Below are 26,087 nucleotides of genomic sequence, written 5' to 3'. Positions count from 1 at the left end.
AAGGTCGTACGCATGGGCCTATGGCAGATCGACACCGACACCCTGGCCCGGAGCCGGTTCATGCTCTCGCCGTTCGCCGAGACCTTCGCGAGCCTGAAACTGCTGCACGCGGGGACCGGTACCCATCCGGGCGAGGAGGCTTGGCTGCGCGCGCACCTGCCCGGCTACCGCGCGCGCCTCGCGGCCGACCCGGTGACCGCACTGCTGGTGCGGGCGGCACTCGGCACGTCCTGGATCGCCGACTTCTTCTGCCCCACCTCGTGCGTCGGGGAGAGCTTCGAGGAGACCGTGGCCCGCGTGCGGGCGACCGGGGGCGGGGAGGCGCGCGCCAACCTCCGTGTGTCCCTCCGGGGCCCGCTCCCCGCCGCCCTGGAGCGGGACGACCTGCCCGAGCGGGCGACCGTGCTCCTGACGTACGTCTGGGAAGAGACCGTGCGGCCGTATTGGGAACGTCGGCGGCGCGTCCTGGAGGCCGATGTGGTCGCACGGACCGCGCGGGTGAGCCAGGGCGGCTGGGCGGCCGTGCTGGACTCGCTGCGACCGGGGACGCGGTGGCTCGGGGAGAGCCGGTTCCAGGTCAACCTGCACACGTATCCGCCGCGGGAGATCGCCGCCGGGGCCGAGCTGCTGTTCATGCCGGTGACGCCGAGGACCGGGTGGGTGTCCTGGGAGGGACGGGAGCGGTACGCCGTCGTCTACCCGTGTCTCGGGGTGCTCGCCGAGGACCACGACCGGCGGCCCGTTCCGGCCGGGCTCGGGGCGCTCATCGGGACTGCGCGGGCCGGACTGCTGGTGCTGCTCGGGACTCCCATGAGCACGACCCAGCTGGTCGCCGTGACTGGCCAGGTACTGGGGTCGGTGGGGCGGCATCTGCGGGTGCTGCTGGACGCGGGACTGGTGGAGCGGCGTCGGGCCGGGCGGTCGGTGCTCTACGTGCGAACGGCGGCCGGGGAAGTGCTCGTCACGGCGTCGGGGGCCGGCACCGGTGACCCCCCAACAGGTCCGGCCTGAAGTACACGGGCTGGTCCAGCCGGAGCAGCCCATCGCCGAAGGCCGGCCCGACCGCCAGGGACAGGATGGGGTTGGTGGCGCTGAAGGCCCGCTCTACCCGACCTCCGCGGTGACCACCATGGGCGTCTCAGCATCGGCCTGTGCGAGCAGGGCGCCGCCCGGCGCCCACAGCGCGGAGCGGCCGCAGCCGGTCCACTCGCCGGCCGGGCCAACATGGTTGGCCATCACCACGTACAGATTGAAGTTCTTGGCGATGCCCGGATACACCGTCGCCAGCTCTTCCACGCCGCCGCCCGTGCCATACAGCGAGCTGGCCAGATGGACCTGACACCCATCGGCGGCACCCCGGGAGACCAGTTCGGAGAAGTGGTTGTCGAAGCACGTGGCCAGAGCGAAACGAAGTCCTCCGAGCTCAAATCGCCCGTCACACCGCCCTGCCTGGAACACATCCTGCTCGTGCTCGAACAAATGCTGCTTGCGATACGTGGTAATCAGCTCGCCGTCAGCACCGAAGACCAACGTCTCGATGGCTGGCCGCGCTCCGTCGGTGGGCGCACCGTCGGCAGGCGCAACGCAATTGACGACGCTGGCGACACCAGACGCCCGAACCGCATCCAGGCGCGGATCGTCCGCCTGCACCCAGAGATCACGACGGGCAAGCACGGCTTCCAGCTCGTACCCGGTCAGCGCCAGCTCAGGGAAGACCACCAGCTCGGCTCCCTGAACACGCGCCTCGTCGGTGAGGGAAGCCATCTGCTGCACGTTCGCCGAAATATCCGCAGGAACGCAGGTGAACTGGGCTGTCGCGATCTTCATGGACCTAGCATGCCAGCCTGCGACCTCCACGGTTGCCAGGGGTGCTGCCAGACACCACGTGATCGAACAGTCAGGCTCGGGTTGGCCCGTGAGCGTTGTGGCCTGCGGCGCGCACCACCCTGAACTGCCGATGAACTACACGGCGGAGGCCCTCCACACCCGTCCGGTCGAAGAGCTCCCCTTCGTCGAGCTCGAACCCACCGACCACCCCCTCGCCGTTGAGCAACGGACGGGAATCACCCTGGACCGGGGACGAGAAATCGCCGCCACCGTACTTCACACCGCCTGCGACGGACGGCCGTGATGACAGACGCATGGCAGACGCATGGCAGACGCATGGGCAGGCTCACCTGTCTTCCTGCCTGCTACTCCCTGCCTGCTACTCCTTCGGCCTCTTGCTCTGCCGACTTCAGATGCCGGCCCGGAGCCGGCGGCTACATCGGGTGCGGGTTGTGGCGTGTCTGTTTGTCTGTGTCCGTCAGGGCGATGCGGGCGGTGATGCGCTTGCCGACCGGCTCCTGCTCGATGGAGAGGGCCTCCGCGACCGCCTTGACGATCTCCAGACCGTGCTGGCCGATCCGGCCGGGATCGGTGGCCCGCGCCGCGGGGACGGTGGGGTCGCTGTCCCATACGACGACGTCCACGCTGACGGCGTTGATGCGCAGTTCCATCAGGGCAGGGCCGGGTGCGTACTTGCGGGCGTTGGTGACCAGCTCGCTGACCACCAGCTGAATGAGGTCCCTGGCACGTGCAGGCACCGACAGCAGATGGATATCGTGGGCCTGGTCGAGGAAAGCCATGGCGTAGTGGCGCGCATCAGCGATGCACCCGTCGTCCCCGTCCAGGGCGTAGCCGGCACGCATCAGATGCTCGTGCAGCGCCCCACAGCCGTCCGTGTCGGCATGGGAATCCACCGGCCCCACCTCGCTCCCAGTTCACGCACGCGTCAGTACCCAGCCTGCCGCCATGCATACCGCAGGAGGTGCTATTCGGCACAGTCCGTCCTGGTGCGTCCGGTCAGCGTGGCGGGCGGAATCGTCCGCGCACGCCTCCTGACCTGGGTAGGTAAAGCTGAGCCTGAGCACAGTCGAGGACATGAGGCCCATATCCAGGAAGCCGGCCCGGCCGGACCGGCTCTTTCCGTCGAGCACCAAGTGGTCTACAGCATCTGCGCGTTGACCTCGACTGTGCGCCCCTCCGTGGACAGCGTGCGCCAGACAGCAGACAGACCTACCGGCGTATTTCCTGGCAGTCGTCGAGGACGAGGAATCCCTGACGGGGGCTGACCTTGAGGGGGGACTCACCGCGTTCGATGCGGTCCCCCAGCGGCCAAGGGCGGTGGTAGACCATGAGGGTCTCCTCGCGGCCGAGGATGGTGGCGCCGTCCAGGACGTAGGGGAGTTCGTCCCGCACGTAGCGCACCGCCGCAGCAGCCTGCTGGTCGTCGACGCAGGCATCGGGGCCACGGACGGTGCGCAACCGGCCGCTGACGGCCTGACGGCTCATCTCCAGGCAGGCGCGCCGGAAGGTCTCGTCGGCCGCGAACGCCCGGTCCACCTGCGTCGCGGAGCCCGAGGTAGTGCGGGTTGTCGGCGAAGTCGCCGAAGTCATGGACGGCCACCTGTCGTGCCGGCGCGCACGCCTCCAGCGCTTCCTCCGCCGCGCGCCTCCTGCGCGTCACCTCCTTGCGTGCCTTGGCCAGGGGTCTGGACTCACCGACCGCTTCCCTTCGTATCGTTCACCCGCCCCGGGGCCTCGGGTGTGGCTTCACCCTTCGGGCTAGCACAGGCGCACTGCCAGGGCGGCGATGTCGTCGTCCAGGCGTCCTCTGCTGTAGCGGAGGAGGTCGCGGTGGAGGGCCAGGAGCAGTTCGTGGGGTGTCGTCGGGGGCTGCTGGCTCATCCAGGCCGCCAGCGGGAAGAACCCGCCGTCGCGGGCGCGGGCCTCGGCGACCCCGTCGGTATAGAGAAGCAGCAGGTCGCCGGGGGCGAAGGCGAAGGTGTCGATGGTGTAGTGCTCACCGATCAGCTCCGCGAGGTTGAGCAGCGGCGAGGGGGTGGTGGGTTCGAGGGCGCGGAGTTCTTCGCGGTTCAGGAGCAGCGGCGGGGGGTGTCCGCAGTTGAGGATCTCGATGCGCCGGCCCTCGTGCGGGATCTCGACGAGAAGGGCGGTGGCGAAGCGCTCCATCGGCCCCTCGGGGGGAAAGGCGGCGTTGTAACGCGTGCTGCTGGCGTCCAGCCGGCGCGCGACGCTGACCAGGTCGGCTTCGCCGTAGGCCGCCTCCCGGAAGGAGTTGACGATCGCCGCGGCCGCCCCCACTGCCGGCAGGCCCTTGCCCCGCACATCGCCGATGAGCAGCCGGACCCCGTATCGCGTGTCGACCACCTCGTAGAAGTCGCCGCCGATTCGGGCCTCCGCCGCTGCCGCGAGATACAGCGAGTCGATCTCGACGCTGCCGAAGCGGCGCGGCATCGGGCTCAGCACCACCTGCTGCGCCGCGTCGGCGACGAGCCGCACCTGAAAGAGGGTCCGCTCCCGCTGGAGCCGGACATGACTTCCGTACGCGGCCGCCACGGTGACGGCAATGATCCCCGCAGCCGTCCACCACGTCCCCAGACCGGGGAAGACCAGGCTGAGGCCGATCATCAGGAAGAGGCAGACCGTGCCCAGCAGGACGGTGGGGAGCACCGGCCACATGGCGGCGGCCAGGGCCGGGGCCGCGGGCAGGAGGCGGCTGAAGGCCACTTCCGGCGGAGTGGCATATGCCAGGCTGGCGATGACGACGGTCAGGATCACCGGCGACAGCCGCACAAGCCACCGGCCGTGGCGCCGACGGAGCCGCGGCCGTCCAGACTCGATCACACTCCACAGAATATCTACGTAAAGAGGACGTAGCGCCCTGACAGATCCGAGCCGGTCACCTTGAGCTCGATTCGTTCGCGTGTTCGATATATGACAGGATGCGGGAATGGCGAAGGAACGTGAAGAGTCTCGGACATGCGGCGTCGGTGGGCCTGCGCCTTGGGCCCCCGGGCCGGGGATCCCCGATGACCTGCTGAGGGCGAAGACGCTGGTGTACGACCCGAGTGGGTTCATGTGCTCGCCGCCGGCGCCGGAAGCGGAGAGCGCCGAGTACGGGGCGTGCGAGTTCACGTTGGACGGCCACTCGGTCAGGTTCCGCGTGGCCAAGACGACCCCGACGAAGGTCGGCCAGTTCGTCACGGTGTGGAAGAGGTCCGAGGGCGGGCCGATCCAGCCCTTCGATGCCGAAGATCCCGTTGATCTGTTCGTCATCAGTGCCCGTGAGGGCGAACGGTTCGGGCAGTTCGTGTTCCCGCGGGAAGTGCTCCGTGCACGGGACATCGTGTCAACGAACGGTTCCGGCGGGAAACGAGCCTTCCGCGTCTATCCGCCATGGGTGACCACCACCAACCGCCAAGCCCGCAGCACACAGACCTGGCAGGTGCAACACTTCCTGCAGCTGTCCGACGACGAGCCCATCGACGTTCCCCGCGCCCACGCGCTCTACCACCCCCATGGGAACTGATGACGTTGCTTGACCGCCGGCCTCGCGCCCTCGCGGCCCGGTCGTGCGACGGGAGGTGAAGGTTTTACGCCTTGCCGGCGCGGGGCCGTTGGGCCCACACCGGCAAGGCTTCGGTGTTCAGGGTTCCCGCCCTCAGCCTCTGGGCAACGAGTCGCCCGCAGCGAGGTGGCGCAGCGTGGTGATGGAGGGGGTGAAGGCGTACACGGAGCCCTTGGTGGTGACGCACTGCGCCATGGTGATCGTGGCCTTCGGTCCGCGCGGGGGGTCGAGCGCGATCTCGCCACCGCCGTCGGGCCCGGTGACCTTGTCGAGGCAGTTGGGCGCCCCCGTTGCGCCCGGTGTGAACCGCCCGTTGTTGGACCAGCTCGCCTGGACGAATTCGAACTGCTCGTCAATTGAGGTGCCGTAACAGACGAACATCAGCCCGCGGTCCGCCTTGGGGTCGTCTTCCAGGAGCGGGCCGTAGGGGATGCCCCGGCGCATGATCCGGTTGCTGTCCACCGGGATGTTGGGGTTGGCCTTGCGGGGGTTGGTACGGCGGATGTGCGCGGCGCACGGGGTCCGGCCGCCTTCCGGGTCGTCCGCGTAGTCGAAGTCGTTGGCGTCGCTGCCGAGGCCCTTCAGGCGGTCGGTGGGGGCCGCCAGGGGGGTGCCGTCCAGGTGCCTGCCGACCAGGCACGCTCCCAGTTGGGTTGCGTCGAGCTCCGGCACGAAGTTCTCGGCCTGCTCGGCCACCGCGTCGCGCCAGCCCTGGACGTCCTGGCTCATGCGGCGCACGACCTGGAGCGAACCGTTCTTCATCCAGGCAGGGCCGGTGCGGTTCTTGCTGTTCGGCTCGGTCTGGTAGCCGAAGACGAACTCACCCGGTTCGATGAGCTTGGCTCCGGGGCGGTTCTCGCGGAAGCCCGGGTTGGTGGGCTCCTCGCGGTGGAAATCCTTGACGCCGGGCTGGGAGATGCCGTCCTTGTAGCCGAAGTGCTCATGCCCCTTCAGCTTGCCGGGCAGGGTCTGGCCGTCGTCCTGATGGACCAGCGTCATGTCGTGCGCCTCGTCCGCGGCCTTGATGTTCTGCAGCTTCGCCTCGAGCGCCTCCTTGCTGTCCGAGGCCACCAGGAGGATCGCGTGCACCATGGTGCTGGGCGAGCCGAACAGCCAGTTCTTCGGGTCGCTCGCCCCGGTGTCGCTGAGTCGCGCGGCACTTGCAGCCGCACCGTTGAGCAGCTGCGGGAAGTTCTTGAGGTCTTCCCTGAGCACCTGCTCGCTGTCCGCGGCGACACTGAGCAGGCCCGGGAAGGTGAGGGAGACCCCGACCCAGGTCGCCTGCTGCGCCGGGTCCTGGCCGTACGCCCGGCGGGCCAGTGAGAACTCCTCATTGAAGTCCTCCACGTCGGCGGTCACCGCCACGCTGTTGAGGATCACGGACAGCCATCCGCGCCCCTTCGCCTTGTCCTCCGGGAACCGCATGTAGCGGAACGCCATGTGGTCCTTGTTGAACGCGGCCAGGACATTGCCCTGGATCTCCCGCGACGTACGCAGCGTGGGTGTGGGCAGCTGCTCCATTGCGGGCGCAGCCGTGGGGCGCACGCGGGTGGTGGTCATGCGACACTCCCGATCACATAGAGTGGTTGTATGATTACGAATATGTCATTGTGAAAATTTCCGTCGTTCTAAACAGGTGCTGCGCCAGTCGAGTCCCGAGGTCGGCCGACGAGTACGGAGCCGTGCGGTAGTGCGCCATTGCGGTGGTCGGCAGATGTCTGCGAGTGCCGGAGCGCGATGCCTGGTGCACTGCGATCGATCCCGGTGGCGCACACTCAGCCGGCCAGGAGGCGCATGTGGTTCCGACAGGAGCTGACGACCAGGACGAGACGCTGATCTGCGGACCGCATCCGCTGCGCCATTACGCGCTGTTGGCCGATGGGGAGCGAGGGGTGCTGGTCGGTCCACGGGGAGAGTTCGTCTGGATGTGCGCTCCCCGTTGGGACTCCGGAGCGGTCTTCTCCGCCCTGATCGGCGGGTCGGGCAGCTACGCGGTAACGCCGATGAACCGCAATGTCTGGGGCGGCTACTACGAAGCGGGCTCACTGATCTGGCGCAGCCGCTGGGTCACCGACGACGGCGTGGTGGAGTGCCGTGAGGCCCTCGCCTTCCCCGGAGACCCGCACCGGGCCCTGATCCTCCGTCGCGTCATCGCCCGCGAGAAGACCGCAAAGCTCCGGGTGGTCCTGGAACCCTCCGCCGACTTCGGACACCACTCCCTGCGCGACCTGGCACGGGACGACGACGGGACGTGGCATGCCCGCTCCGGCGACCTGGCTCTGCGTTGGTCCGGGTGTGCCTGGGCGAGACCGGCCGGCCCGGGTGCCTGCCGGCTGACGGCTGAACTGACGGTCGAGACCGGGACGCACCACGACCTGGTCCTGGAAATCAGCGACCAGGCCCTCCCCAGCCGCCCGCCCGACGCGGCCACGCTGTGGGAGGACACGGAGGCCGCATGGCGCCGAGAGGTGCCGGAGCTGGGCAACGCCATCGGTCGACGGGACGCCCAGCAGTCATTCGCCGTGCTGCGCGGACTGACCGGTTCGGCGGGCGGCATGGTGGCATCGGCGACCACGAGCCTGCCGGAACGAGCGGAGGCGGGCCGCAACTACGACTACCGCTACGTATGGATCCGGGACCAGTGCTACGCCGGCCAGGCGGCCGCCGCGGCCGGCGCCCACCCGCTGCTCGACGACGCCGTACGGTTCCTCACGGCCCGGCTGCACGAGGACGGCCCCCGGATGGCTCCCGCCTACACGGTCGACGGTCGCAGAATTCCCAGGCAGCAGCAGTTGAACCTGCCGGGTTACCCGGGCGGCTTCGACCGCATCGGGAACCAGGTCAGCGACCAATTCCAGCTCGACGCCTTCGGCGAGGCCCTCCTGCTGCTCGGCGCGGCGGCCCGCCACGACCGGCTCGATACCGACGCCCGACGCGCTGCGTCCCTCGCCGCCGACGCCATCGCGCGCCGCCATCACGAGCCCGACGCCGGCGTATGGGAACTGTCACCCCGCCCATGGACCCACAGCCGGCTCATCTGCGCCGCAGGGCTGCGTGCGATCGCCCGGGCGAAGGTCTCGCCGACGCGGTCGGCGGAATGGCTGGCGCTGGCCGACCGGCTGGTTTCCGCGGCCGCTGCCGAGTGCCTGCATCCGTCGGGGCGTTGGCAACGCTCCCCCGAGGACCCGGGGTTGGACGGTGCCCTGCTCTTCCCTCCGTTGCGGGGAGCGCTTCCGGCCGATGACCCGCGTACGGTCGCGACGCTGCGGGCGTACGTCGGGAAACTGTCGCAGGATCATTTCGCCTACCGGTTCCGCCACGACGACCGGCCGCTGGAGGAAGCCGAAGGCGCCTTCCTCCTGTGTGGCTTCGCCACGGCGCTGGCCGAGCACCAGCAAGGCAACGAGGTGGCGGCCCACCGCTGGTTCGAACGCAACCGCACGGCCTGCGGGCCCCCAGGGCTCTTCTCCGAGGAGTACGACGTCATACAACGTCAGATGCGCGGCAATCTGCCCCAGGCATTCGTCCATGCGCTGATGTTGGAATGCGCCGTCCGCCTGGCCGAACCCTGGCGTGCACCGTAGGACCGTGCTTCCCGGGGGCCCGCCTCACCCCGGAGGTAGGGGTATCCCCACCACCTCCGTCCGCCAGCCGGTGGAGGTGAAGTACAGCCGGTCGATGGTGTCGGCGGCGGGGGCCGAACGGCGAGGCTCGGGGCATGAGAGAGCTACCTGTGCGGGCCGCTCGGTGGAGTGCGTTGCACCCCTGGCGGGCGATTGTCGGTTGGTTGGTTTTCGTGGTGGTGTGCCTCGGGCTGGGGGCGGCGGTGGGGACCCACAGCGCCTCGACCGAGGACTATCGGGTCGGTGAGGCCGGCCGGGCCGAGGCGATGGCGGCCGAGGGGCATCTGCAGCGGAAGCCCGTTGAGCAGGTGCTGGTGTCCGCGAAGGGCGGGGCGCCGGACCGGCGCGGTATCGACGCCGCGGCACATGAGGTCGCCGCACGGATGAGGACGTTGCCCGAGGTCGAGAGCGTGGCCGCGCCGCGGGCCGCGCACCACGGGAACGCTCCGGTGGTCATGGTCGAAGTCACCATGAGGGGCGCGGAGTTGGATGCGCGTCAGCACGTCGGGCCGTTGCGGGCACAGACCGCAGCGGTGCAGCGGAACCATCCGGAGCTGGTGGTGGAGGAGACCGGGAGCCCGTCCATCAGTCAGGGGGTGGATGGCCAGCGCGGTAGTGATCTCGCGCTCTCCGAGGCGATCACGCTGCCGGCCACTTTGATCACACTGCTGCTGGCGTTCGGCTCGCTGGTGATGGCCGTGGTGCCGTTGCTGCTGGCGCTGTCGTCGATCGCGGCGGCCCTGGGGCTGTCCATGCTGGCCTCGCACCTCTTCCCCGATGCGGGCGTCGGGACCAACGTCATCATCCTGATCGGCCTCGCGGTGGGTGTCGACTACACCCTCTTCTACCTCAAGCGGGAGCGGGAGGAGCGGGCGCGGTCCGGCGGCCGGCTCGGTCCGGAGGCGGTGGTGGAGCTGGCCGCGGCGACCTCCGGGCGGGCGGTCGTGGTGTCCGGGCTGGCGGTGGCGGTCTCGACGGCCACGCTGTACCTGGCCGCGGACGTGATCTTCTCATCGTTGGCCACCGGCACCATCGTGGTCGTCCTGGTCGCCGTGGCAAGTTCGTTGACCGTGCTGCCCGCGGTGCTGGTCAAGACCGGACAGCGGGCCGAACGGCGGGCGCAACGCCGGGCGGGCGCACCCGGTCGGCGGTGGCAGCGAGCTGCCCGGACCGGCCGGAACGGGGCCGGGCGCGGCGGCCGGGTGTGGGCTGCGCTGACCCGGCCGGCGAGCCGGCGACCGGTGCTGACGCTGGCTGTGTCGGTGCTGCTCCTGCTGGGTCTGTCCGCTCCGCTGGCGGGGCTGAAACTGGTCGAGATGGGCCGGGACACGCACTCGCGGGAAGTACCGGCGATGCGGACGTACGACCGGCTGAACGCGGCGTTCCCGGAGCACCGGGTCACCCATCAGGTCGTGGTGCGGGCCCGGCCGGGCCGCGCGGGAGCGGTGGCCGGAGCGCTCACGGAACTGGGACGCCGTACGCAGGCCGACCCCCTGTTCACCGGCCGCCCGCGGCTGCGTACGTCGGAGGACCGGCGCATCAGCGTGCTGGAACTCTCCGTGCCGCACCTGGCGAACTCCGCGAAAGCGCGGACGTCCCTGGACCACCTAAGGAGCACCTATCTGCCCGCCACGGTCGGGCGGATACCCGGTGCGGAGGCGGGGGTGACCGGTGACGTCGCCCGGACCACGGACTACCCGGCCCACCAGAGCGCCAAGCTGCCACTGGTCATCGGTGCGCTCCTGCTGGTCACGTTCGTCATGACGGCGCTGGCGTTCGGCTCCGTGGTGCTGGGGCTGCTCGGCGTCGCGCTCAACCTGCTGTCGGCCTCGGCCGCGCTGGGGCTGCTGGTGCTGGTCTTCCAAGGCACCTGGGCCGAGGGTCTGCTGGGCTTCCACTCCACCGGATCGATCGGCTCCCGGGTTCCGTTGTTCCTCTTCGTGATCCTCTTCGGGCTGTCGATGGACTACCAGGTGTTCGTGGTCAGCCGGATCCGGGAGGCCGTCCTGCGGGGTGTGCCGACGCGCCAGGCGGTGCTCGACGGGATCGGCAGCTCGGCCGCGGTGGTGACCAGTGCGGCGGTCGTGATGGTGACGGTGTTCGCCAGCTTCGTCTTCCTGCACCTGATCGAGATGAAGCAGATCGGGTTCGTGCTGGCGGCGGCGGTGCTGCTGGACGCCTTCATCATCCGGATCCTGGTGCTGCCGGCGGCCATGACGCTGCTGGGCGAGGCGAGTTGGTGGCCGGCGCGCGGGCTGCGGCGGGCGCGGCGGACGGCGCCCGTGCCGGTCGGCGTAGGTTGATCACCATGAATCGGTGGTCGAGGGGTGCGAGCGGCCCCCACTCCTTCGGTGGAACGGTCTTCGGCGGAACGGCCTCCGGTCGCCTTGCCGACCCGTTCCGGGCCGGCACCCTGCGCCGCTGGAACGCGGTCTGCTGGGTGTTGTTCGGCGCGCTGTTCGTCGGACTCGCCACGACGGAGCGGCCGGGCGGGCGCACCTGCGCGGCGCTGGCGCTGCTGGGCTGTGTGGTGCTGTGCTACGCGCTCCTCGACCGGTTCCCCGGCAACCCGGTCCTCCGGCCGTACACCTACCTGTGGGTGCTGGTGCTCGGGCTCGGGGGCAGCGCGTACGTCTGGAGCGGCTATGCGGCGCTGTTCATCGTGACGCTGCCGCACTTCTGGCTGTTCGGCCGTACGGTGCGGGCCTCGCTGCGCTTCACCGGGCTCGCCACGGTGTCCACGCTGGCCGGGAGCTCGCTGCGGAAGGGCTGGAGCGCCGAGTTCTTCGGCTCGACGCTGGTCTCGACCCTGATCGTGGTCGCGGCCAGCGTACTGATCGGGCTGTGGGTGCACTCGGTCGTCGAGCAGAGCGGTGAACGGGCCCGGCTGATCGAGGAGTTGGAACAGACCCAGCTGCGGTTGGCCGAGGCCCACCGGCGCCAGGGAGCCGCCGAGGAACGCGAGCGCCTGGCCCGGGAGATCCACGACACCCTCGCGCAGGGCTTCGCCTCCGTCGTCGTGCTGGCCGAGGCCGCACGGGCGGGCCTGGCAACCGCCCCGGAACGGAGCGCCCAGCAGCTGCGCTCGATCGAGCACACGGCCCGCGAGAACCTCGCCGAGGCACGTGAACTGGTGGGATCGGCGCGGCAGAGCCGGGTGGCCGCCGGTTCGCTCGCCGGCACACTGCGGCGGACCCTGGACCGCTTCACCGAGGACACCGGGCTCACGCTCACCGCGGAACTGGCCGACCCGGTGTGCGAGCAGCACACCCGGATCGCGCTGCTGCGCTGTCTGCAGGAGTCGCTGGCCAATGTGCGCAAGCACGCGGCGGCCTCCCATGTGAGCGTGGTGCTGGCCCAGCAGCCGTACGGGGTGGAGTTGGAAGTCACCGATGACGGGCGGGGGTTCGTGATCGGCGAGGCGCCGGGGTTCGGGCTCGACGGGATGCGCAAGCGCCTGGCGGAGTTGGGCGGCCGGCTCACCGTCACCAGCTCGCTCGGCGACGGGACCCGGGTGCTCGCGACGGTCCCCCTGCTGCCCGCGGAGCCGACTCCGGCGGGACCGACTCCGCGGGAATCGACTCCGGTGGGACCGACTCCGATGGAACCCACTTCCCTGGAGCACGAGGAGAGGGCATGACGGGCGACCTGACCCAGCACCCGACCAGCGACGCGGTCCGCGTCATCGTGGTCGACGACCACACCGTGATGCGTGCGGGCGTCATCGCCCTGCTCGCCGCCGACCCGGACATCGAGATCGTCGGCGAGGCGGCCGACGGCCGCGCGGCACTGGAACTCGTCGGCCGGCACGCCCCCGATGTCGCCCTGGTCGATCTGCGCATGCCGGTGATGGACGGGGTGACCACCACGACCGCCATCGTGGCCAGGCACCCGCGGACCCGGGTGCTGATCCTCACCACGTACGACACCGACGCCGACATCGAGCGCGGGGTCGAGGCCGGTGCGATCGGGTACCTCCTCAAGGACACCACCGGTGAGCAGTTGGCCGACGCCATCCGGGCGGCGGCCCGCGGGGAAACGGTGCTCGCCCCCCGGGTGGCCGAGAAGCTCGTCGCCAAGATGCGGCAGCCCGTCCAGGTACCGCTCACCGCCCGGGAGACCGACGTGCTCAACGCGGTCGCCGACGGCCTCTCCAACGCCGAGATCGGCCGCCGCCTGGTCATCGCGGAAGCCACCGTGAAGACCCATCTGCTGCGGCTCTACGCCAAGCTGGACGTCAACGACCGTACGCGTGCGGTGGTGGTGGCCCTGGAACGCGGCCTGTTGCAGCGGGGCCGCTGAGACGGACATCCCGTCCCGGACGACGCTCCAGGAGGGTCAGACAGCGCGGCCGAGCCAGCCGGCGAGGCGACGGTGGACGTCGGCGTCGTCCGGGACGGGACTGACCGCGGCGAACGGCATCTCGCCACCGCGCGGCTCGGCCGGCAGGACCTTCTGGGCGATACTGAAGGCCAGGTGCCCCAGCTCCTCGTCCAACTCCACCGCAGGATCGATGACTTGGGCGATGTCCCAGGTGTGAGTGACGATCTCCATCACATAACCACTCAGGGCGATCCGGCCCGCGGCCACACCCCACGGAACCTCGAACTCCCGGTCGAGCTTGTCGTCGTCGGCCCAGGCCGCTGCGGCGCGGGCGCGCGCCCTGCCGAGCGCGCCGGCCCAGTCGGTGTCGGCGATCTGCCCGGCCGCCGCGGGGACGTCCATCCCGCGGCCGCCCTCGCCGATGTAGGAGATCCGGTGGACCGCGCCGACCGTGTGGCTCAGCAGCGCCCGCAAGTCGTACGCCTCACAGGGGGTCGGACGGCCGAGCAGAGCGGGGTCGAGGCCGCTCAGCAACGTCTCCAGCTGATTCAGAGCGTGGAGGAACTGGGGACGGGGGTCGAACGCGTTCATGGACGCACCTCTCGTACGGGCCCGGTCGGTGTGCGGGCCGATGGGACCACTCTGCGGGTAATACTTGACATCTACCGTCACGTTTCGCCTTCGCTGCACAAAAGCCGACGGGTTGCCGTCCGTCCATCCTGCGCCGCCGGGGCCCGCTGTGCCGGTCTGCGCCGCTCCACGGCTATTGCAAACGAGCGGTCTGCGCTGCTCAGCGGCTACTGAAGAGGGGTGCCCACGATCAGGAGCACGGCGGCAAGGTGGGCTATCACCCAGGCCACCCGGTAACTGATCGTGCGCCGATTCCTGGTCACGAGCAGGCGCTGGAAGGAATCCTCCGCCTGTTCGAACTCGTCCGTGTCCGTCCACTGGACCCAGACGACCGGAAGGCAGAGCACGGAAGACACGCCACTCGTCGCGAGCGCTGCGACGATCAACGACTTGCCGATGGACATCCCGTCCGGGACGACGGAGAGCACGATGGAGGCGGCGGCCATGAGGAGCGCGTCATAGCCGAGGAGGACCTGGGCCTTCGCGTCGAGGACGCTCAGACAGTTGTACAGGTATTCGTGTTCGTAGACCTCTTCCCTGCGCGGCTCGAGCCGTCGTATGGCGGCGAGGTGCAGTGGCAGGTCCGGCCCCCGGTAAGTGCCTTGAAAGAGCCAGGACATCAGACGTCGGCTCGGATTCCGCATAGCGCTGTCCCCCTTCAGCCGCTCGCTCCATTGAGCACGAAACCCTCGAAGAGCACAATGGGGACATGGATCTCATCCGGGAACGGACCCTGCTCGACGTCGCGCTGGAGGAGGCCCGCATCGGGCTCAAGGAGGGCGGCATCCCGATCGGGGCCGCGTTGTACGGCGCGGACGGCGCCCTGCTCGGGAGGGGGCGAAACCGGCGTGTACAGGACGACGACCCCTCCATGCACGCCGAGACGGCCGCTTTCCGGGCGGCCGGACGGCAGCGTACCTACAGCGGGACGACCATGGTCACGACGCTCTCCCCGTGCTGGTACTGCTCCGGGCTCGTGCGGCAGTTCGGCATCTCCCGTGTCGTGATCGGAGAGGCCCGGTCCTTCGACGGGGGTCAGGCATGGCTCGCTGAGCACGGTGTGCAGATCGTGGTGTTGGACGACGCCGAATGCGTGGCGTTGATGCGCGACTTCATCGCGGCCAGACCGCAACTCTGGTGGGAGGACATCGGGGAGCCGGAGCCGTAGTCGTAGCATAGCCAGCCTGGCCAGTGGGTCAGCAAACTCTCAGCGGACGAGGCGGAGTGCGACCATCGGCAAGGGGGTGTTCCGCTCGGTGATCGGGGTGCCGAGCGTGTTCTCCAGGATGGACTTGAATCGCTTCCATGCGCGGGGGTGCCGCGTGATGTAGTGGCGCAGCGCCCCGTCCGCCTCGTCCTGCGGGAGCACGCGTGCGATGGCCGGTGCCGGACCGCGCGTGCCGACGGTGACGCGGACGTGCGGGTGGGCCTGGATGTTGCGGAACCACTGGGCCCGGTCGCCGAAGCCGGACGCCACCACGTAGGTGTCCGGGGTGGGGTGGTCGATGACCTCCAGGACGACGTGGCGGGTGGCACCGGTCTTCCGTCCGATGTGTTCCAGCATCAGCGTCCGTGAACCGAACAGGAAGCCGAGCCTGGCCCGGTACAGCCGGATCGGGGCGCGCATCAGCCAACGGGTACGCAGTATGCGGGCGCCGTGTTGGGCGATCGCGTCGGAGGGCGTGGGCGTTTCAGGCATGGCATCTCCGTCTCGTCCTGGTGCGGAAGTGCGGAATGTCAGGTGGGGGCGGTATTGCCGCTGAGACCAGTGCGGTAGACCGAAAGCGTCTCGGTGGCCCAGCGCTGCATGCCGTCGCCGGACAGCGGGTCGATGCCCAGCACTTCGCGCAGCTGAGGGCGCAGGATCAACACGGCGAGGTCGTTGACCAGCAGAAATGCCGCGCGCACGTCGGGGTCGGCGCCGGTGTCCGCGGCGCCTGCCTGTGCCATTGCGGCCAGTGCGTCTTTGCTGACGTCGTGCAGCCGGCGGAACAGGGCCGTTCCCACCGGTCCGGCGGCCAGCAGAAGTCGGCCGAGGTAGCTGGGAACAGGGGAATCCGCAGGCAGGAACTCCGCCATTGCTTCGGCCAGGGTGGGCAGGGCCGCTTGGTCGAGCGGATCGCCGTCAACCGTCTGCACGGCACGCGTCAGCATCGCCTCGAAGACGCCGGTCACATGCTCGTCGACCGCCTGGCGCAACCCGTCTTTGGACTGGTAGTGCCGGATCACGAGCGCGGGTGACACCCCGGCCGCCGCCGCGATGTCGCGGACGGTAACGGCGTCGGGGCCCCGCTCCCCGAACAGGCGCAGGGCCTCGTCACGGATCTTCGCCCGTGCGGTCCGGTCGTCCGGGGGTGAATGCATGTTCACGATGATAAACAATTGTTCAGCGCGGTCAAGTGGGGCTGAATCAGGCGTAGTTCACCGTCCGGGAGTTGGCCGCAGGCCTGGCGGAACCGGCAGGCGCTCAGGTCCGGTGGGTTCGGCAGGCGTCCAGGAGGGGGGCGAGACGGCGGGCGGGTGCGGTGGGGCGGACGGCAAGGTACGTGTCCATGGCCGGCGCGGGCGGGGTGAAGGGCCGGAAGGCGGTGCGGGTGGTGGGGAGGAGTTCGGCCTGGGTGGCGTAGAAGACGGTCCAGGCGGGTTTGCCGGTGCCGATGGCGGCGAGGGTGTCCTGGTCGGTGGTGAAGGCGGGACCCAGGACGGGTTCAAAGCCGGCGTCCCGGCAGGCGGCGGTGACCAGGTCGACCAGATGGGGATTGGCGGCGCGGGGGACGATACGCAGGGGCATGGCGGCCAGGTCGGCGATGTCGACGGTCTGACGAGCGGCCAGCGGGTGGGTGGCCGGGAGAGCCACCACGAGGGGGTCTTGCCAGACAGGGATGAGGTCGAGGCCTGGGCTCTGGTCTACGCCGCGGATGAAGGCGGCGTCCAGCTCGCCGTCCCGTACGTGTTGCAGCCGCGTGGCGGGCTCGGCGCTGGTCAGTTCCACCGTGACGTGCGGCGCTCGCTCGGCCAGCGTCGTCAGGAGGTGTTCCAGGCGTACGCCCAGGCCGACGTTGGTGCCGATGCGCAGCACCGTCTCCTGTTCGGCGTGCAGGGCGGCCATGGTCTCCAACGCCCCTTGCTCTGCCGCGGTGATGGCGCGGGCGTGTGGCAGGAACGCGCTGCCTGCGGTGGTCAGGCTGACGGTGCGGGTCGTGCGGTCGAACAGCTCCAGGCCGAGCTCGCGTTCCAGCCGCCGGATCTGTTGGCTGACGGTGGGCTGGACGACACGCAACCGTTCGGCCGCCCGCCCGAAGTGCAGTTCCTCGGCAACCGCCAGGAAGTACCGGACCTGTCGCAGCTCCACACCTACCACCCCTCACTCATCACGATCCTTGATGATTCCACGAGCGAAATGCCCCTGGGTGACGGCCCTCCCGCGCCACAAGGCACGGAGCCCAGGCCGGCACCAGGGCCGCTGGCTGCGGGGGCGGAGGCGGGGGCGGGGCCGTTCTCGTCCATGGGGCGTGCCCCCACTCACGCCCGCCCGGGTCGTCGGATCGACCCGGGCGACCCGGGCGACCCGGGCGACCCGGGCGACCCGGGCGACCCGGGCGACCCGGGCGACCCGCCCTACGGTAGATCGCCCATCGGCCAGGCCGGCTCGGATCAGCCCACCCATTCACCGGTGAGGCCGAGGACCGCGGAACCGTCGAGGTCGCTCAGCTTGGTGCCGGTGAAACCGCGCGCCCAGTCAGAGGTCTGGATACGGAACGCGGGCTGGTCGGCCTCCAGGGCTTCCATGACGGCCTCGGCAGCCTCGGCCGGCGTCTGCGCGTTGCTGCCGAGGAACTGGGCGACGGTACGGTCCAGGTAGGCCTGCAAGGTGTCTGCGTAGGGACCGGCGGCGGCCACCTCGGCCTCCAGATCCACCCCGATGTTGTTCACGAACTCGGTCACCACGGCGCCGGGTTCGACGACGGACACCTTGACTCCGACCCGGGCCGCCACGGGCGCCAGGCTCTCCATGAAGCCCTCGACGGCGAACTTGGCGGCGCAGTAAGCCTCGTTGAAGGGCTGACCGACGACTCCCCCGACGCTGGTGACGGTGATCAGACGTCCCCCGGCGGCACGCAGGTGAGGAAGGGCCGCCTTGGAGACGTGGAGCACGCCGAAGAAGTTGACCTCCATCACCTCGCGCACGTCGGCGACGCTCTCGTTCTCCAGGGTGCCGAGGTGGCCGGCGCCGGCATTGTTGATCACGGCGTCGAGCCTGCCGTAGTCGGCGATCACCCCATCGATCGCCGCGGCGACCGAGGCCTCGTCGACGACGTCGAGCCGCCGGACATCGAGCTCCACCCCCGCCTCCGCCGCGGCCGTGCGCAGCGCGTCGGCCCGGCCCGGGTTGCGCAGCGTTGCCACGACGCGCCATCTTGCCTGGCCGGCGGCAACCGCGGCCGCGAGGCCGATGCCGGAGGACGTGCCGGTGATCAGGACGACCTTGGGGTTCGAGGGAGCCTGCGAAACGGTGCGGGAAGACCGGGACGACTGGAACGACTGGGAAGACATGAAAAAGACCTTTCGACTCCGGGATGTCGGAGCAATTTAAGTGCGTGTACACACACCATAAGCATTATGTGCGTGCACACGCAACCCAGTAGGCTGGCCGCATGGCGAAGAAGAAGCTGACTCAGGCCGAGATGCCCGTGGCCGACCACGCCTTCTACGGCCTGGTCTGGGCCGGAACCGTGCTGACCGAGCGCGTCGACCGCGCCCTCACCAAGGCACACGATCTTCCGGTCTCATGGTTCGAGGTGATGCTGTGGCTCGCCTCCAGCCCGGACCCGGTCCCCGCCTCCGTCCTGGGCAACAGCACCATGCTCAGTCGCAGCCAGGTGTCCCGGGTCGTCGATGCCCTGCAGGGCCGGGGACTGGTCACGCGTACCCCCTCCCCCCGCGATGCCCGCTCGATCGAGGTGGCTCTCACTCCGGAAGGCCACCAACTCTTCGAGGAGGCCGACGCCACCCGCCGCGCCTGCCTGGCCCCCGTGTTCACGGACCTCCTCGACGAGACCGATCTCGCCGCCCTCAGCACCGTCTGGCACAAACTCAAGGCCAACAAAGACGCGCATTAGGACCACCGGCGACAAGGGGGAGGACAAGGATGGAGGGGGCGTGGCCGGAGAGACTGCGGAGAGAACTCGGGGAGTTGCTGCCGCTGGCCCACTCGTCGTAGGTGATGCGCCGTCACCCCACCCCCCAGTTCACCGACGACCCACCGCCGGTCCCCGCCCTCCTGGTCGCGTGAGCGTCTCGTACGACGCATCCGGGGCCTGCGCGTGGATCGCAGGCCCCTGGGGACGGTCGGCCGGGTCGTCGGCGGCGACCCGGCGGGATCTCGACTGCGGTGGACCCGGCCGCACGGTCCGGGTTCGCTCCGTCAGAGGCTGCGGGCGGTGATGTCGCCGTGGGAGGTGGTGGCGCGGATGTCGAGTTCGGCGGTGCCGTTGTTCTTGAGGGTGTTGCTGATTCGGCCGTAGCTGGTGCCGGCGTCGAGGGCGGCCGAGACGCCGGCGGCGGCGCCGACCGCGATGTCGCCGGACCGGGTGCTGAGCACGACCGCGCCGCGCACGGCCTCGGCGATCCGGATGTCGCCCCTTGCGGCGCTGATCTCCGCGGGGCCGCCCAGCCGGCCGACCTCGACATCGCCGTCGGTCGCGGTGAGGCGGACGCTCGCCGCCTCGTCGATCTTGATCTGGCGGTAGGCCCCTTCGAAGACGACATCACCAAGGCGGCCGACGCCGCGGAGCTCACAGGCGGCGGTCTTGGCCTCGATGCATGAGCCTGCGGGCAGCTGGACGGTGACCTCCACGGAACCGGAGGGCCCGAAGAGCTGATTCTTGGGCTCAGGGGTGCGGATCCTCAGAACGCCGTCGACGTAGGTGACGGTGGTCTGCTCGGCGGTCCGGACGTCACGGCTCTTCGAGGGCTTGGCGGGCAGGACCTCGACGGTGGTGTCGGCGCGGTCGGCGGCGATGAACTGGATGCGCCCGGCGGGGACGTCCAGGACGGCGGAAATCGGGTCGGGGGTGTCGAACTTCTGCATTGTGCTCTCCTGTACTCGCTGGGTCTTTCTGACAACGGAAACGCTACGTTGCTTTCCAAGTAGCTGCAACACGCTCTTTGCGTAGATGCTGCATCAGTGCAGGTAGTTCCATGGAAAGAGTTGCAACGGCCTCGACGATAATGCAACGACGGTCGTCGCGCTCATTGCAATGAACTGAAAGTGAACGCTATGGCGGAGGGGCTGACGTGTCGTGATCGCCGCGGCGGCGATGCCCGGGTGCGGGTATATGTAAAGGGTCATTAAGGCCGCATACATCTCATATCGGGCAGCGTTGTGGAAGGAAGGTTGGCCATGAAGTTCGCAGTCGTCGGCGGGACCGGGCTCATCGGGTCACGGGTGGTGGAGAACCTGAACGCGGACGGGCATGAGGCCGTACCGCACTCCCTGTCCACGGGCGTCGACATCATCACCGGCCAGGGGCTGGAGGCGGCCGTGGCGGGCGCCGACGCCGTCATCAACCTGACGAATTCCCCGACCTTCGACGACGCCTCGCTCGCCTTCTTCCAGACTTCGATGGACAACCTTCTTGCCGCGAGCGAGAAGAGCAGGGTCAGGCACTTCGTCATCCTCTCGATCGTCGGCGTGGACCAAGTGCCTGATCTGGACTACTACCGGGCGAAGGTGCTTCAGGAAAACATCCTCAAGGCCGGCCCGATCCCGTACTCCATCGTCCGCGCCACGCAGTTCATGGAGTTCATGGACGCGACCCTGGCCATGACCACCGACGGCGACACCGTGCGCCTGCCGCGTACGCCCATCCAGCCGATCGCCGCTGCGGACGTCGCCAGCGCTGTCGCCGAAGTCGCCGCAGGCAGCCCCCTGAACGGTGTGCTCAACATCGCAGGCCCAGACGTCTACCCCCTCGACGAACTCGGCCGAGTCACCCTGACCGCCAAGGGCGACGGGCGTTCCGTCGTCACCGACGACAGCGCCGGCATGTTCGCCGCCGCCCACGGCGACGTCCTCACCGCCCCGAACGACGCCCGCATCGCCTCCACCCACTACACCGATTGGTTGTCCTGAAGGGCCCCTCCCGCCCCCTAGGTCTCGCTCCTGTACTGAATGGCCCCTCCAGTACTCGATCTCCATCGTGCCGGTGCGTGGCGGCTGTTGCCCGCCCGGCCGGAGCATCCTGCTATAGCCCTGACCAGGCGTCCCGGCCAGGCATCCCCTGCCGGGCGGCTGACGCGTCCAGGTAAGTCAAGCCTTACCTTTGCGGGAATTCGGTCGCATAGTGGAGGGCCTTCACGAGGGAAAGGCTGGCTACGGGTGCGGTTCGATGACATCAATGCCCGCGTCGCTGCGCGTCAGACGGAGTCGGAACAGCTCCATGTGACCGCCGCGTACCGGTTGTTGGATGAGCGGCTCGCTGAGGCGCGGGCCCAGTTGGCGGACGTCTTGCGGTCCGATGCGTCCGATGATGCGGGTCCGGGCGAGATCTACGCACGCGAGGTCGCCGCTGGACGGCTGGCCAGGCAGATCCGGCGACTGGAAGGTGCCGAGGAGGGGCTCGTCTTCGGTCGGCTCGATGCCGTGGACGGTACGGAGCTGCACCTCGGTCGGATCGGCCTGTCCCTGAACGGGAACGAAAACGAGGACGAAAACGGGGACGCAAAGCCACTGGTGGTGGACTGGCGGGCGGAGGCGGCGCGCCCGTTCTATGAGGCGACGTCGAAGCGCCCGTTGGGGTTGCGGCGGCGCCGTCACCTCCGTGTCACGGGCCGCACGGTGCGAGCCGTGAGTGACGAGCTCCTGGACGGCTCGGCACCGGCCGTTGACGATGTCGTGGCTGACGGGCCGCTGACGCACGTTCTGGAGGCCGGACGGACGGGGCGGATGCGGTCCGCTGTGGCCACCTTGCAGGCCGAGCAGGACGCGATAGTGCGTTCCGCGCACCGCGGGGTCACAGTGGTGCAGGGCGGCCCCGGTACGGGTAAGACGGTGGTCGCGTTGCACCGGGCCGCCTACGTGCTGTACGCGTTCCCGCGGGTTGCCGAGCAGGGCGTGCTGGTCCTCGGCCCGAACACGCGCTTCCTCGAGTACATTTCGCAGGTCCTCCCCTCCCTGGGAGAGAACGACGCGGTGCTGGCGACGTGCGCCGACCTCGCACAGGTGACTCCCGCCGGCGTGGAACCACCCGACATCGCCCGCCTCAAGGGCCGGGCCGAGCTGGCCGATGCCCTCGCGGCTCTGGTCCGCTCCCACCAGGCGGCCGAGGGAGGTCTCGCGATACAGGTAGGCCGGGAACTGGTCCGTCTGCCGGACGTCGCCGTGGCCAGAGCGCGTGAAGCGGCCCTCACGAGCGGTCTGGCGCACAACCCGGCCAGGGAAGTGTCCAAGCAACACCTGGTCGACCAGGTCACCAACGTCCTGGAACGCGCCATGAACGCCACCCTGGAAGCCATCGACACCGAGGCACTGGAGAGCACCGGCCTCGATCTCGACCAGGCAGTCGAAGCCGACCTGCGTACCCTCGGCCTGGACGGCACCCCCACCCCAGCCCCGGCAACCGAGTTCGACAGGGACACCGTCCGGGCCGATCTCCTCAACGACCCCTCGGTTGACGAGGTGTTGGAAATGCTGTGGCCGCAGCTGACCCCCGAAACCGTCGTCCAGGCCCTCCTGACGGACGCGGAGACGATGGCTCTCCACCTGCCGTCGCTGACCTACGAGGAACGGTCCGGGCTGCTGCGCACGCCCGGTGCCGGCTGGACCGACGCCGATGCGGCGCTGCTGGACGAGGCCGCGACCCTGGTCGAGGGCCCGCCCGCGCGCATCTACGGGCATGTTGTCGTTGATGAGGCCCAGGAACTGACCGCCATGCAGTGGCGCATGGCCCTGCGCCGGTGTCCTTCCCGGTCAATGACCCTGGTCGGCGACTTCGCCCAAGCCGGCCCCACGGCAACGGAGCGCACGTGGGCCGAAGCGCTACGTCCGCACGTGGGCGCCCGGTATGCCCTGCACACCCTGACCGTCAGCTACCGCAGCACCCACGAGATCCTCGCCACCACCCACGGCCTGCTCGCCCGCATCGCCCCCGGCCAGGCGCCGAGCCGCGCGATCCGCCACGGTCCGGTCCCCCGCGAGCTCACCACCCACCGGAACCAACTCACCCACGTCCTGGCTGCGGAACTCCGGTCCCAGGCCGCAGCCCATCCGGGCGATCTGCTCGCGGTGATCTGCGCGGACAGGAGAGTGGCCGCCTTGACCGCTGCAGGGATCGGCCTGTTGGCCCGTATCGTGCCGGTCTCCCAAGCCCGCGGCCTGGAATTCGACCACGTGGTCCTCATCGACCCGTCGGAGATCGCCACAGCCCAACCAGGCGGTGAACGCGACCTGTACGTCGCCCTCACCCGGGCCACCAAACGGCTCTGCACGCTCACCACCCAGTCACCGAGTGGCTCCCCGGCGCCGGCGTGCTGGTGAAGGACACCTCATGTGGGCCGTGATCGAGCCGCTCTCGCCCAGGGCCGAGGTCGAGCGTCGAGCTCGGCCCCCAACTCGTCTCCCTACGCTGACAGCATGGGGCCCAGTGATCCAGCACCCTGCGCAGACGCTGCCGGTGGTCGGCAATCCAGTCGTCCGGCGGGACGACTGGCACCCGTACGGTGACCATGGAGCCCGACTCATCCGTCCTGCCACAACTCCCCCCTCGACTCAGGGGCCTTCCTCATCGGGTGCAGCGAAGCACCGTTGAGTGAACCGGGGAGAGTCAATGAAGCCTCCGCGTAGGGCCGTCGTTGCCAGCGGAAGGTATCGCCTGCCGCAACCCGCAGCAGCAGAACAACTGCGCGTCCTCCACGACCTCAGCGGCGGCCGTCCCGGGTGAACTCATCGAGGCGCTGCCTCACCCGGTGGTACAACTCGGCGTCCAGGTCGACTGCAGCCACTTGGCGTTGCAGTTGTTCCTGCGCCAAGTCGTCCGTCGCCGCTTCGCCCGCCCAACAGAACCGGAGGATGGTCTCTGCCAGCAGGACGAGGGGGGCGAGGGCGGTAGCCGCCAACGTGCCCTCGGCCAGCCATGGTGCTTGGCCATGTCCTTCCATTGCCGACCACCAGAGTGTCGCAATCACGGAAACCACCAGCCAGAACGACATGATGACCCACATCAAGCCCACGGTGGCCGGCCTCTCGAACCGTCGCCGCAGGTCTCCGGTTGCCTTTCGGGACACATCATGGGCCCGGCACAGCTCGGCGTTCGTCGGCTCTTCACCTGCCCGGAGCCGGTCGGCGAGCACGCTCACGGCTGCCGCGTGTCGCTGATTCACCGCTCTGATGCGTTCTCTGACCGTGTTGATGGTGCCGTGGGACTGCACGGCCCCCACCACCAGCAGCCCAGCGTCGACGGACATGACGATCGCGGCATAGTTGTCGGTCATCACAAAGCGCATGAACTCCCCCCGAGACAGCCAGCCTACAGAGGCACCTACCGTCCGGGCAGCCACACCTCTGTCCCCTTGGCGAAACGCCCCGACCAAAGTACAGTGCTGCTTCATTATGAAGCACGTACATAATTCGCCTGAGGGCTTGGCCAGGGACGATGCCGGCCTCCTCTACGACCCCGGAGTCCGGGCATCCATGGGCACGTTCGCGTGCGACGGCGACACCCTGGCGTTGGAAGCGGCCGCAGCTGTCCGCTCGGCCTCACAGGCGGTGGACCGGCTGCGTTCGCAGGGCGCGGCCGGCCGCGGCCTCAGCGCCGGCGCACTCGACGTCCTCGTACGACTGGGCGCTACCACTGACGAGGGTCTGAGCATCGGCGAACTGGCGCGCGCCGGCGGGGTGAGCTCCCGGAACATCACCGGCCTGGTGGACACCCTGGAGCGCGACCATCTCGTCAAGCGGGTCCAGGACCGGCACGACCGCCGGTCGGTCCGAGTGCGGATCACACCGTCCGGACGCGACTGGCTGGAGTCCTTCCGCCAACCGACGCAACGCGCCATGTCGGCGGTCTTCCAGGGCTTCAGCCCGGCCGAACTGGACCAATTCCGGCATCTGTGCCTGCGCCTGGTCGAGAACCAGCAGCGGATCGAGCACTACCTGCGTACGAGTCCCCCCGACCAGTCCGCTTCCTCTTGAACCGGTCACCCCCTTTCCCCTGCTCCTTCCCCTACCAACGAGTCCCGAGGACGCCATGACCACCGATTCACCGACCCGACGCGCGGTCAGGGCCTATCACGAGGCCCGGTTCCGTGGCGATGTCGCGGCCGCCGCCGCTCACATCGGCGACGGCTTCACCTTCCGCAGCCCGTTCGTCGCCTCCGACAGCCCGACCGGCCACCTCGACGGCCTCGACGCACTCCTGGGAATCGTCACCGGCGTCGACCTCATCAGCGAGCTGTACGGCGACCACGAGGCGACCTTGATCTACGACGTGCACACCGCCTCGCCCGTCGGCACCCAGCACACCGCCGAACACTTCCGCCTCCGCGACGGCCGGATCACCGCGATCAGACTCCTCTTCGACTCCGCCCCCTGGCAGGCCGTTATGACCGCAATTGCCCCGCCTTGCGACTAGGTCACGCTCCCTGCGTGACTGCGGTGGCGGCGAATGCACGCCCGTATCGGTTCACTCGGACACCGTTCACCCTGCCTGACTGATTGCGTCGAGCAGCGGATGCGCAGCCAGCGTCACCTCGTCGGAGGGAGAGTGCAACGAGGCTGCACCAGAGGCGATGTGGCGTCGGAGAACTGAGGTGGGCGCTCGACGGAGAGGCTCTCCGGTGATCTTCTCGGGGCGGGTCGCCGTGATCCCTCTCGCGCGCAATTGTGTGCAAATTGTGGAGCCCGTCCAGCCCGGGAACGTTGCCATGGTGACCCCTCCGAGCTGCGATTGTGAGGGAATCGGAGTCATTAGTTTTACCAATGTTTACCTGACGGACACCATAGTTGGGCCTACTGAGGCCCAACTTGTTCAGGCAAGTCGTCGGACAGGTGCTCACCCCCCACGTGCATCCCCTGTGTGGCCCCGCATGAATCCCCTCAA

The 26,087-nt window shown here is 69.3% G+C and carries 27 protein-coding genes and 1 pseudogene; 13 read left to right on the top strand and 15 right to left on the bottom strand.

The window, feature by feature from the left end; genetic code table 11:
- Positions 1-12 precede the first annotated feature (12 nt).
- On the top strand, positions 13-1,011 hold the full coding sequence (locus tag ACGF4C_RS13910; protein WP_393566093.1) for a winged helix-turn-helix domain-containing protein: 999 nt from the start codon (positions 13-15) through the stop codon (positions 1,009-1,011).
- Between the two features lie 93 nt (positions 1,012-1,104).
- Here ACGF4C_RS13910 and ACGF4C_RS13905 read toward each other — a convergent pair whose 3' ends face one another.
- The gene (locus ACGF4C_RS13905) at positions 1,105-1,827 is read right to left on the bottom strand and encodes a carbon-nitrogen hydrolase family protein (protein ID WP_393566092.1); all 723 of its coding nucleotides are present in this window, start codon (positions 1,825-1,827) and stop codon (positions 1,105-1,107) included.
- A gap of 151 nt (positions 1,828-1,978) precedes the next feature.
- Between ACGF4C_RS13905 and ACGF4C_RS13900 the strand changes: the two are divergent.
- A pseudogene (locus ACGF4C_RS13900) lies at positions 1,979-2,131 on the top strand (DUF2199 domain-containing protein); the annotation flags it as partial.
- Positions 2,132-2,261: 130 nt separating this feature from the next.
- Here ACGF4C_RS13900 and ACGF4C_RS13895 read toward each other — a convergent pair.
- The 3 genes from ACGF4C_RS13895 to ACGF4C_RS13885 form a co-directional block, all read right to left on the bottom strand.
- Positions 2,262-2,741, bottom strand: coding sequence for an ATP-binding protein (locus ACGF4C_RS13895; protein WP_393566090.1), 480 nt, complete (start codon positions 2,739-2,741; stop codon positions 2,262-2,264).
- Between the two features lie 316 nt (positions 2,742-3,057).
- Positions 3,058-3,438, bottom strand: a complete 381-nt coding sequence (locus ACGF4C_RS13890; RefSeq protein WP_393566088.1) for a tRNA-dependent cyclodipeptide synthase — start codon at positions 3,436-3,438, stop codon at positions 3,058-3,060.
- A gap of 168 nt (positions 3,439-3,606) precedes the next feature.
- A complete protein-coding gene (locus tag ACGF4C_RS13885) occupies positions 3,607-4,689 on the bottom strand; it encodes a PP2C family protein-serine/threonine phosphatase (protein WP_393566086.1) in 1,083 nt (360 codons plus the stop codon).
- A 106-nt stretch (positions 4,690-4,795) separates the two neighbouring features.
- Between ACGF4C_RS13885 and ACGF4C_RS13880 the strand changes: the two genes are divergently transcribed.
- A complete protein-coding gene (locus ACGF4C_RS13880; RefSeq protein WP_393566084.1) occupies positions 4,796-5,374 on the top strand; it encodes a MepB family protein in 579 nt (192 codons plus the stop codon).
- Between the two features lie 132 nt (positions 5,375-5,506).
- Here the strand turns inward: ACGF4C_RS13880 and ACGF4C_RS13875 are convergent, their stop codons facing one another.
- On the bottom strand, positions 5,507-6,973 hold the full coding sequence (locus ACGF4C_RS13875; RefSeq protein WP_393566082.1) for a Dyp-type peroxidase: 1,467 nt from the start codon (positions 6,971-6,973) through the stop codon (positions 5,507-5,509).
- Positions 6,974-7,209: 236 nt separating this feature from the next.
- Here ACGF4C_RS13875 and ACGF4C_RS13870 point away from each other — a divergent pair, with 236 nt between their 5' ends.
- The 4 genes from ACGF4C_RS13870 to ACGF4C_RS13855 all read left to right on the top strand — a co-directional run bounded on the left by ACGF4C_RS13870 (position 7,210) and on the right by ACGF4C_RS13855 (position 13,338).
- Positions 7,210-8,997, top strand: coding sequence for a glycoside hydrolase family 15 protein (locus tag ACGF4C_RS13870; protein WP_393566080.1), 1,788 nt, complete (start codon positions 7,210-7,212; stop codon positions 8,995-8,997).
- Positions 8,998-9,131: 134 nt separating this feature from the next.
- The gene (locus ACGF4C_RS13865) at positions 9,132-11,339 is read left to right on the top strand and encodes an MMPL family transporter (RefSeq protein ID WP_393566078.1); all 2,208 of its coding nucleotides are present in this window, start codon (positions 9,132-9,134) and stop codon (positions 11,337-11,339) included.
- Between the two features lie 5 nt (positions 11,340-11,344).
- Positions 11,345-12,676, top strand: coding sequence for a sensor histidine kinase (locus ACGF4C_RS13860; protein ID WP_393566076.1), 1,332 nt, complete (start codon positions 11,345-11,347; stop codon positions 12,674-12,676).
- Positions 12,673-13,338, top strand: coding sequence for a response regulator (locus ACGF4C_RS13855; protein WP_393566075.1), 666 nt, complete (start codon positions 12,673-12,675; stop codon positions 13,336-13,338). Before ACGF4C_RS13860 ends, ACGF4C_RS13855 begins: the two co-directional genes overlap by 4 nt.
- A 36-nt stretch (positions 13,339-13,374) precedes the next feature.
- On the opposite strand, the gene ACGF4C_RS13850 is transcribed toward ACGF4C_RS13855, so the two are convergent.
- Positions 13,375-13,950: a TIGR03086 family metal-binding protein gene (locus ACGF4C_RS13850; RefSeq protein WP_393566074.1), complete on the bottom strand. Its 576-nt coding sequence runs from the start codon at positions 13,948-13,950 to the stop codon at positions 13,375-13,377.
- A 206-nt stretch (positions 13,951-14,156) separates the two neighbouring features.
- On the bottom strand, positions 14,157-14,633 hold the full coding sequence (locus tag ACGF4C_RS13845; protein WP_393566072.1) for a hypothetical protein: 477 nt from the start codon (positions 14,631-14,633) through the stop codon (positions 14,157-14,159).
- A 65-nt stretch (positions 14,634-14,698) separates the two neighbouring features.
- On the opposite strand from ACGF4C_RS13845, the gene ACGF4C_RS13840 reads away from it, so the two are divergent.
- A complete protein-coding gene (locus ACGF4C_RS13840; RefSeq protein ID WP_393566070.1) occupies positions 14,699-15,157 on the top strand; it encodes a nucleoside deaminase in 459 nt (152 codons plus the stop codon).
- Between the two features lie 39 nt (positions 15,158-15,196).
- On the opposite strand, the gene ACGF4C_RS13835 is transcribed toward ACGF4C_RS13840, so the two are convergent.
- From ACGF4C_RS13835 to ACGF4C_RS13820, 4 genes are all read right to left on the bottom strand, one after another.
- The gene (locus tag ACGF4C_RS13835) at positions 15,197-15,688 is read right to left on the bottom strand and encodes a nitroreductase family deazaflavin-dependent oxidoreductase (RefSeq protein WP_393566069.1); all 492 of its coding nucleotides are present in this window, start codon (positions 15,686-15,688) and stop codon (positions 15,197-15,199) included.
- Positions 15,689-15,726: 38 nt separating this feature from the next.
- Positions 15,727-16,371, bottom strand: coding sequence for a TetR/AcrR family transcriptional regulator (locus tag ACGF4C_RS13830; protein ID WP_393566067.1), 645 nt, complete (start codon positions 16,369-16,371; stop codon positions 15,727-15,729).
- 85 nt (positions 16,372-16,456) lie between these two features.
- On the bottom strand, positions 16,457-17,341 hold the full coding sequence (locus ACGF4C_RS13825) for a LysR substrate-binding domain-containing protein (RefSeq protein ID WP_393566065.1): 885 nt from the start codon (positions 17,339-17,341) through the stop codon (positions 16,457-16,459).
- 302 nt (positions 17,342-17,643) lie between these two features.
- Positions 17,644-18,543, bottom strand: coding sequence for an SDR family oxidoreductase (locus tag ACGF4C_RS13820; RefSeq protein WP_393566063.1), 900 nt, complete (start codon positions 18,541-18,543; stop codon positions 17,644-17,646).
- Positions 18,544-18,644: 101 nt separating this feature from the next.
- Between ACGF4C_RS13820 and ACGF4C_RS13815 the strand changes: the two genes are divergently transcribed.
- Positions 18,645-19,109, top strand: coding sequence for a MarR family winged helix-turn-helix transcriptional regulator (locus ACGF4C_RS13815; RefSeq protein WP_393566062.1), 465 nt, complete (start codon positions 18,645-18,647; stop codon positions 19,107-19,109).
- Positions 19,110-19,414: 305 nt separating this feature from the next.
- Here ACGF4C_RS13815 and ACGF4C_RS13810 read toward each other — a convergent pair whose 3' ends face one another.
- Complete coding sequence (locus tag ACGF4C_RS13810) at positions 19,415-20,080, bottom strand: DUF4097 family beta strand repeat-containing protein (protein WP_393566060.1); 666 nt, start codon at positions 20,078-20,080, stop codon at positions 19,415-19,417.
- A 312-nt stretch (positions 20,081-20,392) separates the two neighbouring features.
- On the opposite strand from ACGF4C_RS13810, the gene ACGF4C_RS13805 reads away from it, so the two are divergent.
- Positions 20,393-21,124, top strand: a complete 732-nt coding sequence (locus ACGF4C_RS13805; RefSeq protein WP_393566059.1) for an SDR family oxidoreductase — start codon at positions 20,393-20,395, stop codon at positions 21,122-21,124.
- Positions 21,125-21,364: 240 nt separating this feature from the next.
- Here the strand turns inward: ACGF4C_RS13805 and ACGF4C_RS13800 are convergent, their stop codons facing one another.
- The gene (locus ACGF4C_RS13800) at positions 21,365-21,655 is read right to left on the bottom strand and encodes a hypothetical protein (RefSeq protein ID WP_393566319.1); all 291 of its coding nucleotides are present in this window, start codon (positions 21,653-21,655) and stop codon (positions 21,365-21,367) included.
- On the opposite strand from ACGF4C_RS13800, the gene ACGF4C_RS13795 reads away from it, so the two are divergent.
- A complete protein-coding gene (locus tag ACGF4C_RS13795) occupies positions 21,539-23,527 on the top strand; it encodes a HelD family protein (RefSeq protein WP_393566315.1) in 1,989 nt (662 codons plus the stop codon). The two genes, ACGF4C_RS13800 and ACGF4C_RS13795, sit on opposite strands and share 117 nt — an antisense overlap.
- On the opposite strand, the gene ACGF4C_RS13790 is transcribed toward ACGF4C_RS13795, so the two are convergent.
- Together ACGF4C_RS13790 and ACGF4C_RS13785 are read right to left on the bottom strand one after the other, a co-directional pair.
- Positions 23,481-23,762, bottom strand: coding sequence for a DUF5959 family protein (locus ACGF4C_RS13790; RefSeq protein ID WP_393566313.1), 282 nt, complete (start codon positions 23,760-23,762; stop codon positions 23,481-23,483). The two genes, ACGF4C_RS13795 and ACGF4C_RS13790, sit on opposite strands and share 47 nt — an antisense overlap.
- Before the next feature lie 145 nt (positions 23,763-23,907).
- Positions 23,908-24,480: a hypothetical protein gene (locus ACGF4C_RS13785; RefSeq protein WP_393566057.1), complete on the bottom strand. Its 573-nt coding sequence runs from the start codon at positions 24,478-24,480 to the stop codon at positions 23,908-23,910.
- A gap of 199 nt (positions 24,481-24,679) precedes the next feature.
- On the opposite strand from ACGF4C_RS13785, the gene ACGF4C_RS13780 reads away from it, so the two are divergent.
- Together ACGF4C_RS13780 and ACGF4C_RS13775 are read left to right on the top strand one after the other, a co-directional pair.
- Complete coding sequence (locus tag ACGF4C_RS13780; protein ID WP_393566055.1) at positions 24,680-25,180, top strand: MarR family winged helix-turn-helix transcriptional regulator; 501 nt, start codon at positions 24,680-24,682, stop codon at positions 25,178-25,180.
- Between the two features lie 55 nt (positions 25,181-25,235).
- On the top strand, positions 25,236-25,619 hold the full coding sequence (locus tag ACGF4C_RS13775; protein ID WP_393566053.1) for a nuclear transport factor 2 family protein: 384 nt from the start codon (positions 25,236-25,238) through the stop codon (positions 25,617-25,619).
- Positions 25,620-26,087 lie beyond the last annotated feature (468 nt).

The organism is Streptomyces sp. NPDC048197, assembly GCF_043202395.1.
Classification (GTDB): domain Bacteria; phylum Actinomycetota; class Actinomycetes; order Streptomycetales; family Streptomycetaceae; genus Streptomyces; species Streptomyces siderophoricus.
The sequence above is the reverse complement of the archived record's forward strand: the minus strand, read 5'-3'. Positions and strand labels throughout refer to the sequence as shown.

Coding starts and splice junctions, on each gene's coding strand:
- ACGF4C_RS13840 (WP_393566070.1), top strand. CDS start 14,699: ATGGATCTCATCCGGGAACGGACCCTGCTCGACGTCGCGCTGGAGGAG.
- ACGF4C_RS13835 (WP_393566069.1), bottom strand. CDS start 15,688: ATGCCTGAAACGCCCACGCCCTCCGACGCGATCGCCCAACACGGCGCC.
- ACGF4C_RS13815 (WP_393566062.1), top strand. CDS start 18,645: ATGGCGAAGAAGAAGCTGACTCAGGCCGAGATGCCCGTGGCCGACCAC.
- ACGF4C_RS13845 (WP_393566072.1), bottom strand. CDS start 14,633: ATGCGGAATCCGAGCCGACGTCTGATGTCCTGGCTCTTTCAAGGCACT.
- ACGF4C_RS13865 (WP_393566078.1), top strand. CDS start 9,132: ATGAGAGAGCTACCTGTGCGGGCCGCTCGGTGGAGTGCGTTGCACCCC.
- ACGF4C_RS13905 (WP_393566092.1), bottom strand. CDS start 1,827: ATGAAGATCGCGACAGCCCAGTTCACCTGCGTTCCTGCGGATATTTCG.
- ACGF4C_RS13780 (WP_393566055.1), top strand. CDS start 24,680: ATGGGCACGTTCGCGTGCGACGGCGACACCCTGGCGTTGGAAGCGGCC.
- ACGF4C_RS13850 (WP_393566074.1), bottom strand. CDS start 13,950: ATGAACGCGTTCGACCCCCGTCCCCAGTTCCTCCACGCTCTGAATCAG.
- ACGF4C_RS13775 (WP_393566053.1), top strand. CDS start 25,236: ATGACCACCGATTCACCGACCCGACGCGCGGTCAGGGCCTATCACGAG.
- ACGF4C_RS13880 (WP_393566084.1), top strand. CDS start 4,796: ATGGCGAAGGAACGTGAAGAGTCTCGGACATGCGGCGTCGGTGGGCCT.
- ACGF4C_RS13875 (WP_393566082.1), bottom strand. CDS start 6,973: ATGACCACCACCCGCGTGCGCCCCACGGCTGCGCCCGCAATGGAGCAG.
- ACGF4C_RS13860 (WP_393566076.1), top strand. CDS start 11,345: ATGAATCGGTGGTCGAGGGGTGCGAGCGGCCCCCACTCCTTCGGTGGA.
- ACGF4C_RS13820 (WP_393566063.1), bottom strand. CDS start 18,543: ATGTCTTCCCAGTCGTTCCAGTCGTCCCGGTCTTCCCGCACCGTTTCG.
- ACGF4C_RS13805 (WP_393566059.1), top strand. CDS start 20,393: ATGAAGTTCGCAGTCGTCGGCGGGACCGGGCTCATCGGGTCACGGGTG.
- ACGF4C_RS13910 (WP_393566093.1), top strand. CDS start 13: ATGGGCCTATGGCAGATCGACACCGACACCCTGGCCCGGAGCCGGTTC.
- ACGF4C_RS13855 (WP_393566075.1), top strand. CDS start 12,673: ATGACGGGCGACCTGACCCAGCACCCGACCAGCGACGCGGTCCGCGTC.
- ACGF4C_RS13785 (WP_393566057.1), bottom strand. CDS start 24,480: ATGACCGACAACTATGCCGCGATCGTCATGTCCGTCGACGCTGGGCTG.
- ACGF4C_RS13810 (WP_393566060.1), bottom strand. CDS start 20,080: ATGCAGAAGTTCGACACCCCCGACCCGATTTCCGCCGTCCTGGACGTC.
- ACGF4C_RS13890 (WP_393566088.1), bottom strand. CDS start 3,438: ATGACTTCGGCGACTTCGCCGACAACCCGCACTACCTCGGGCTCCGCG.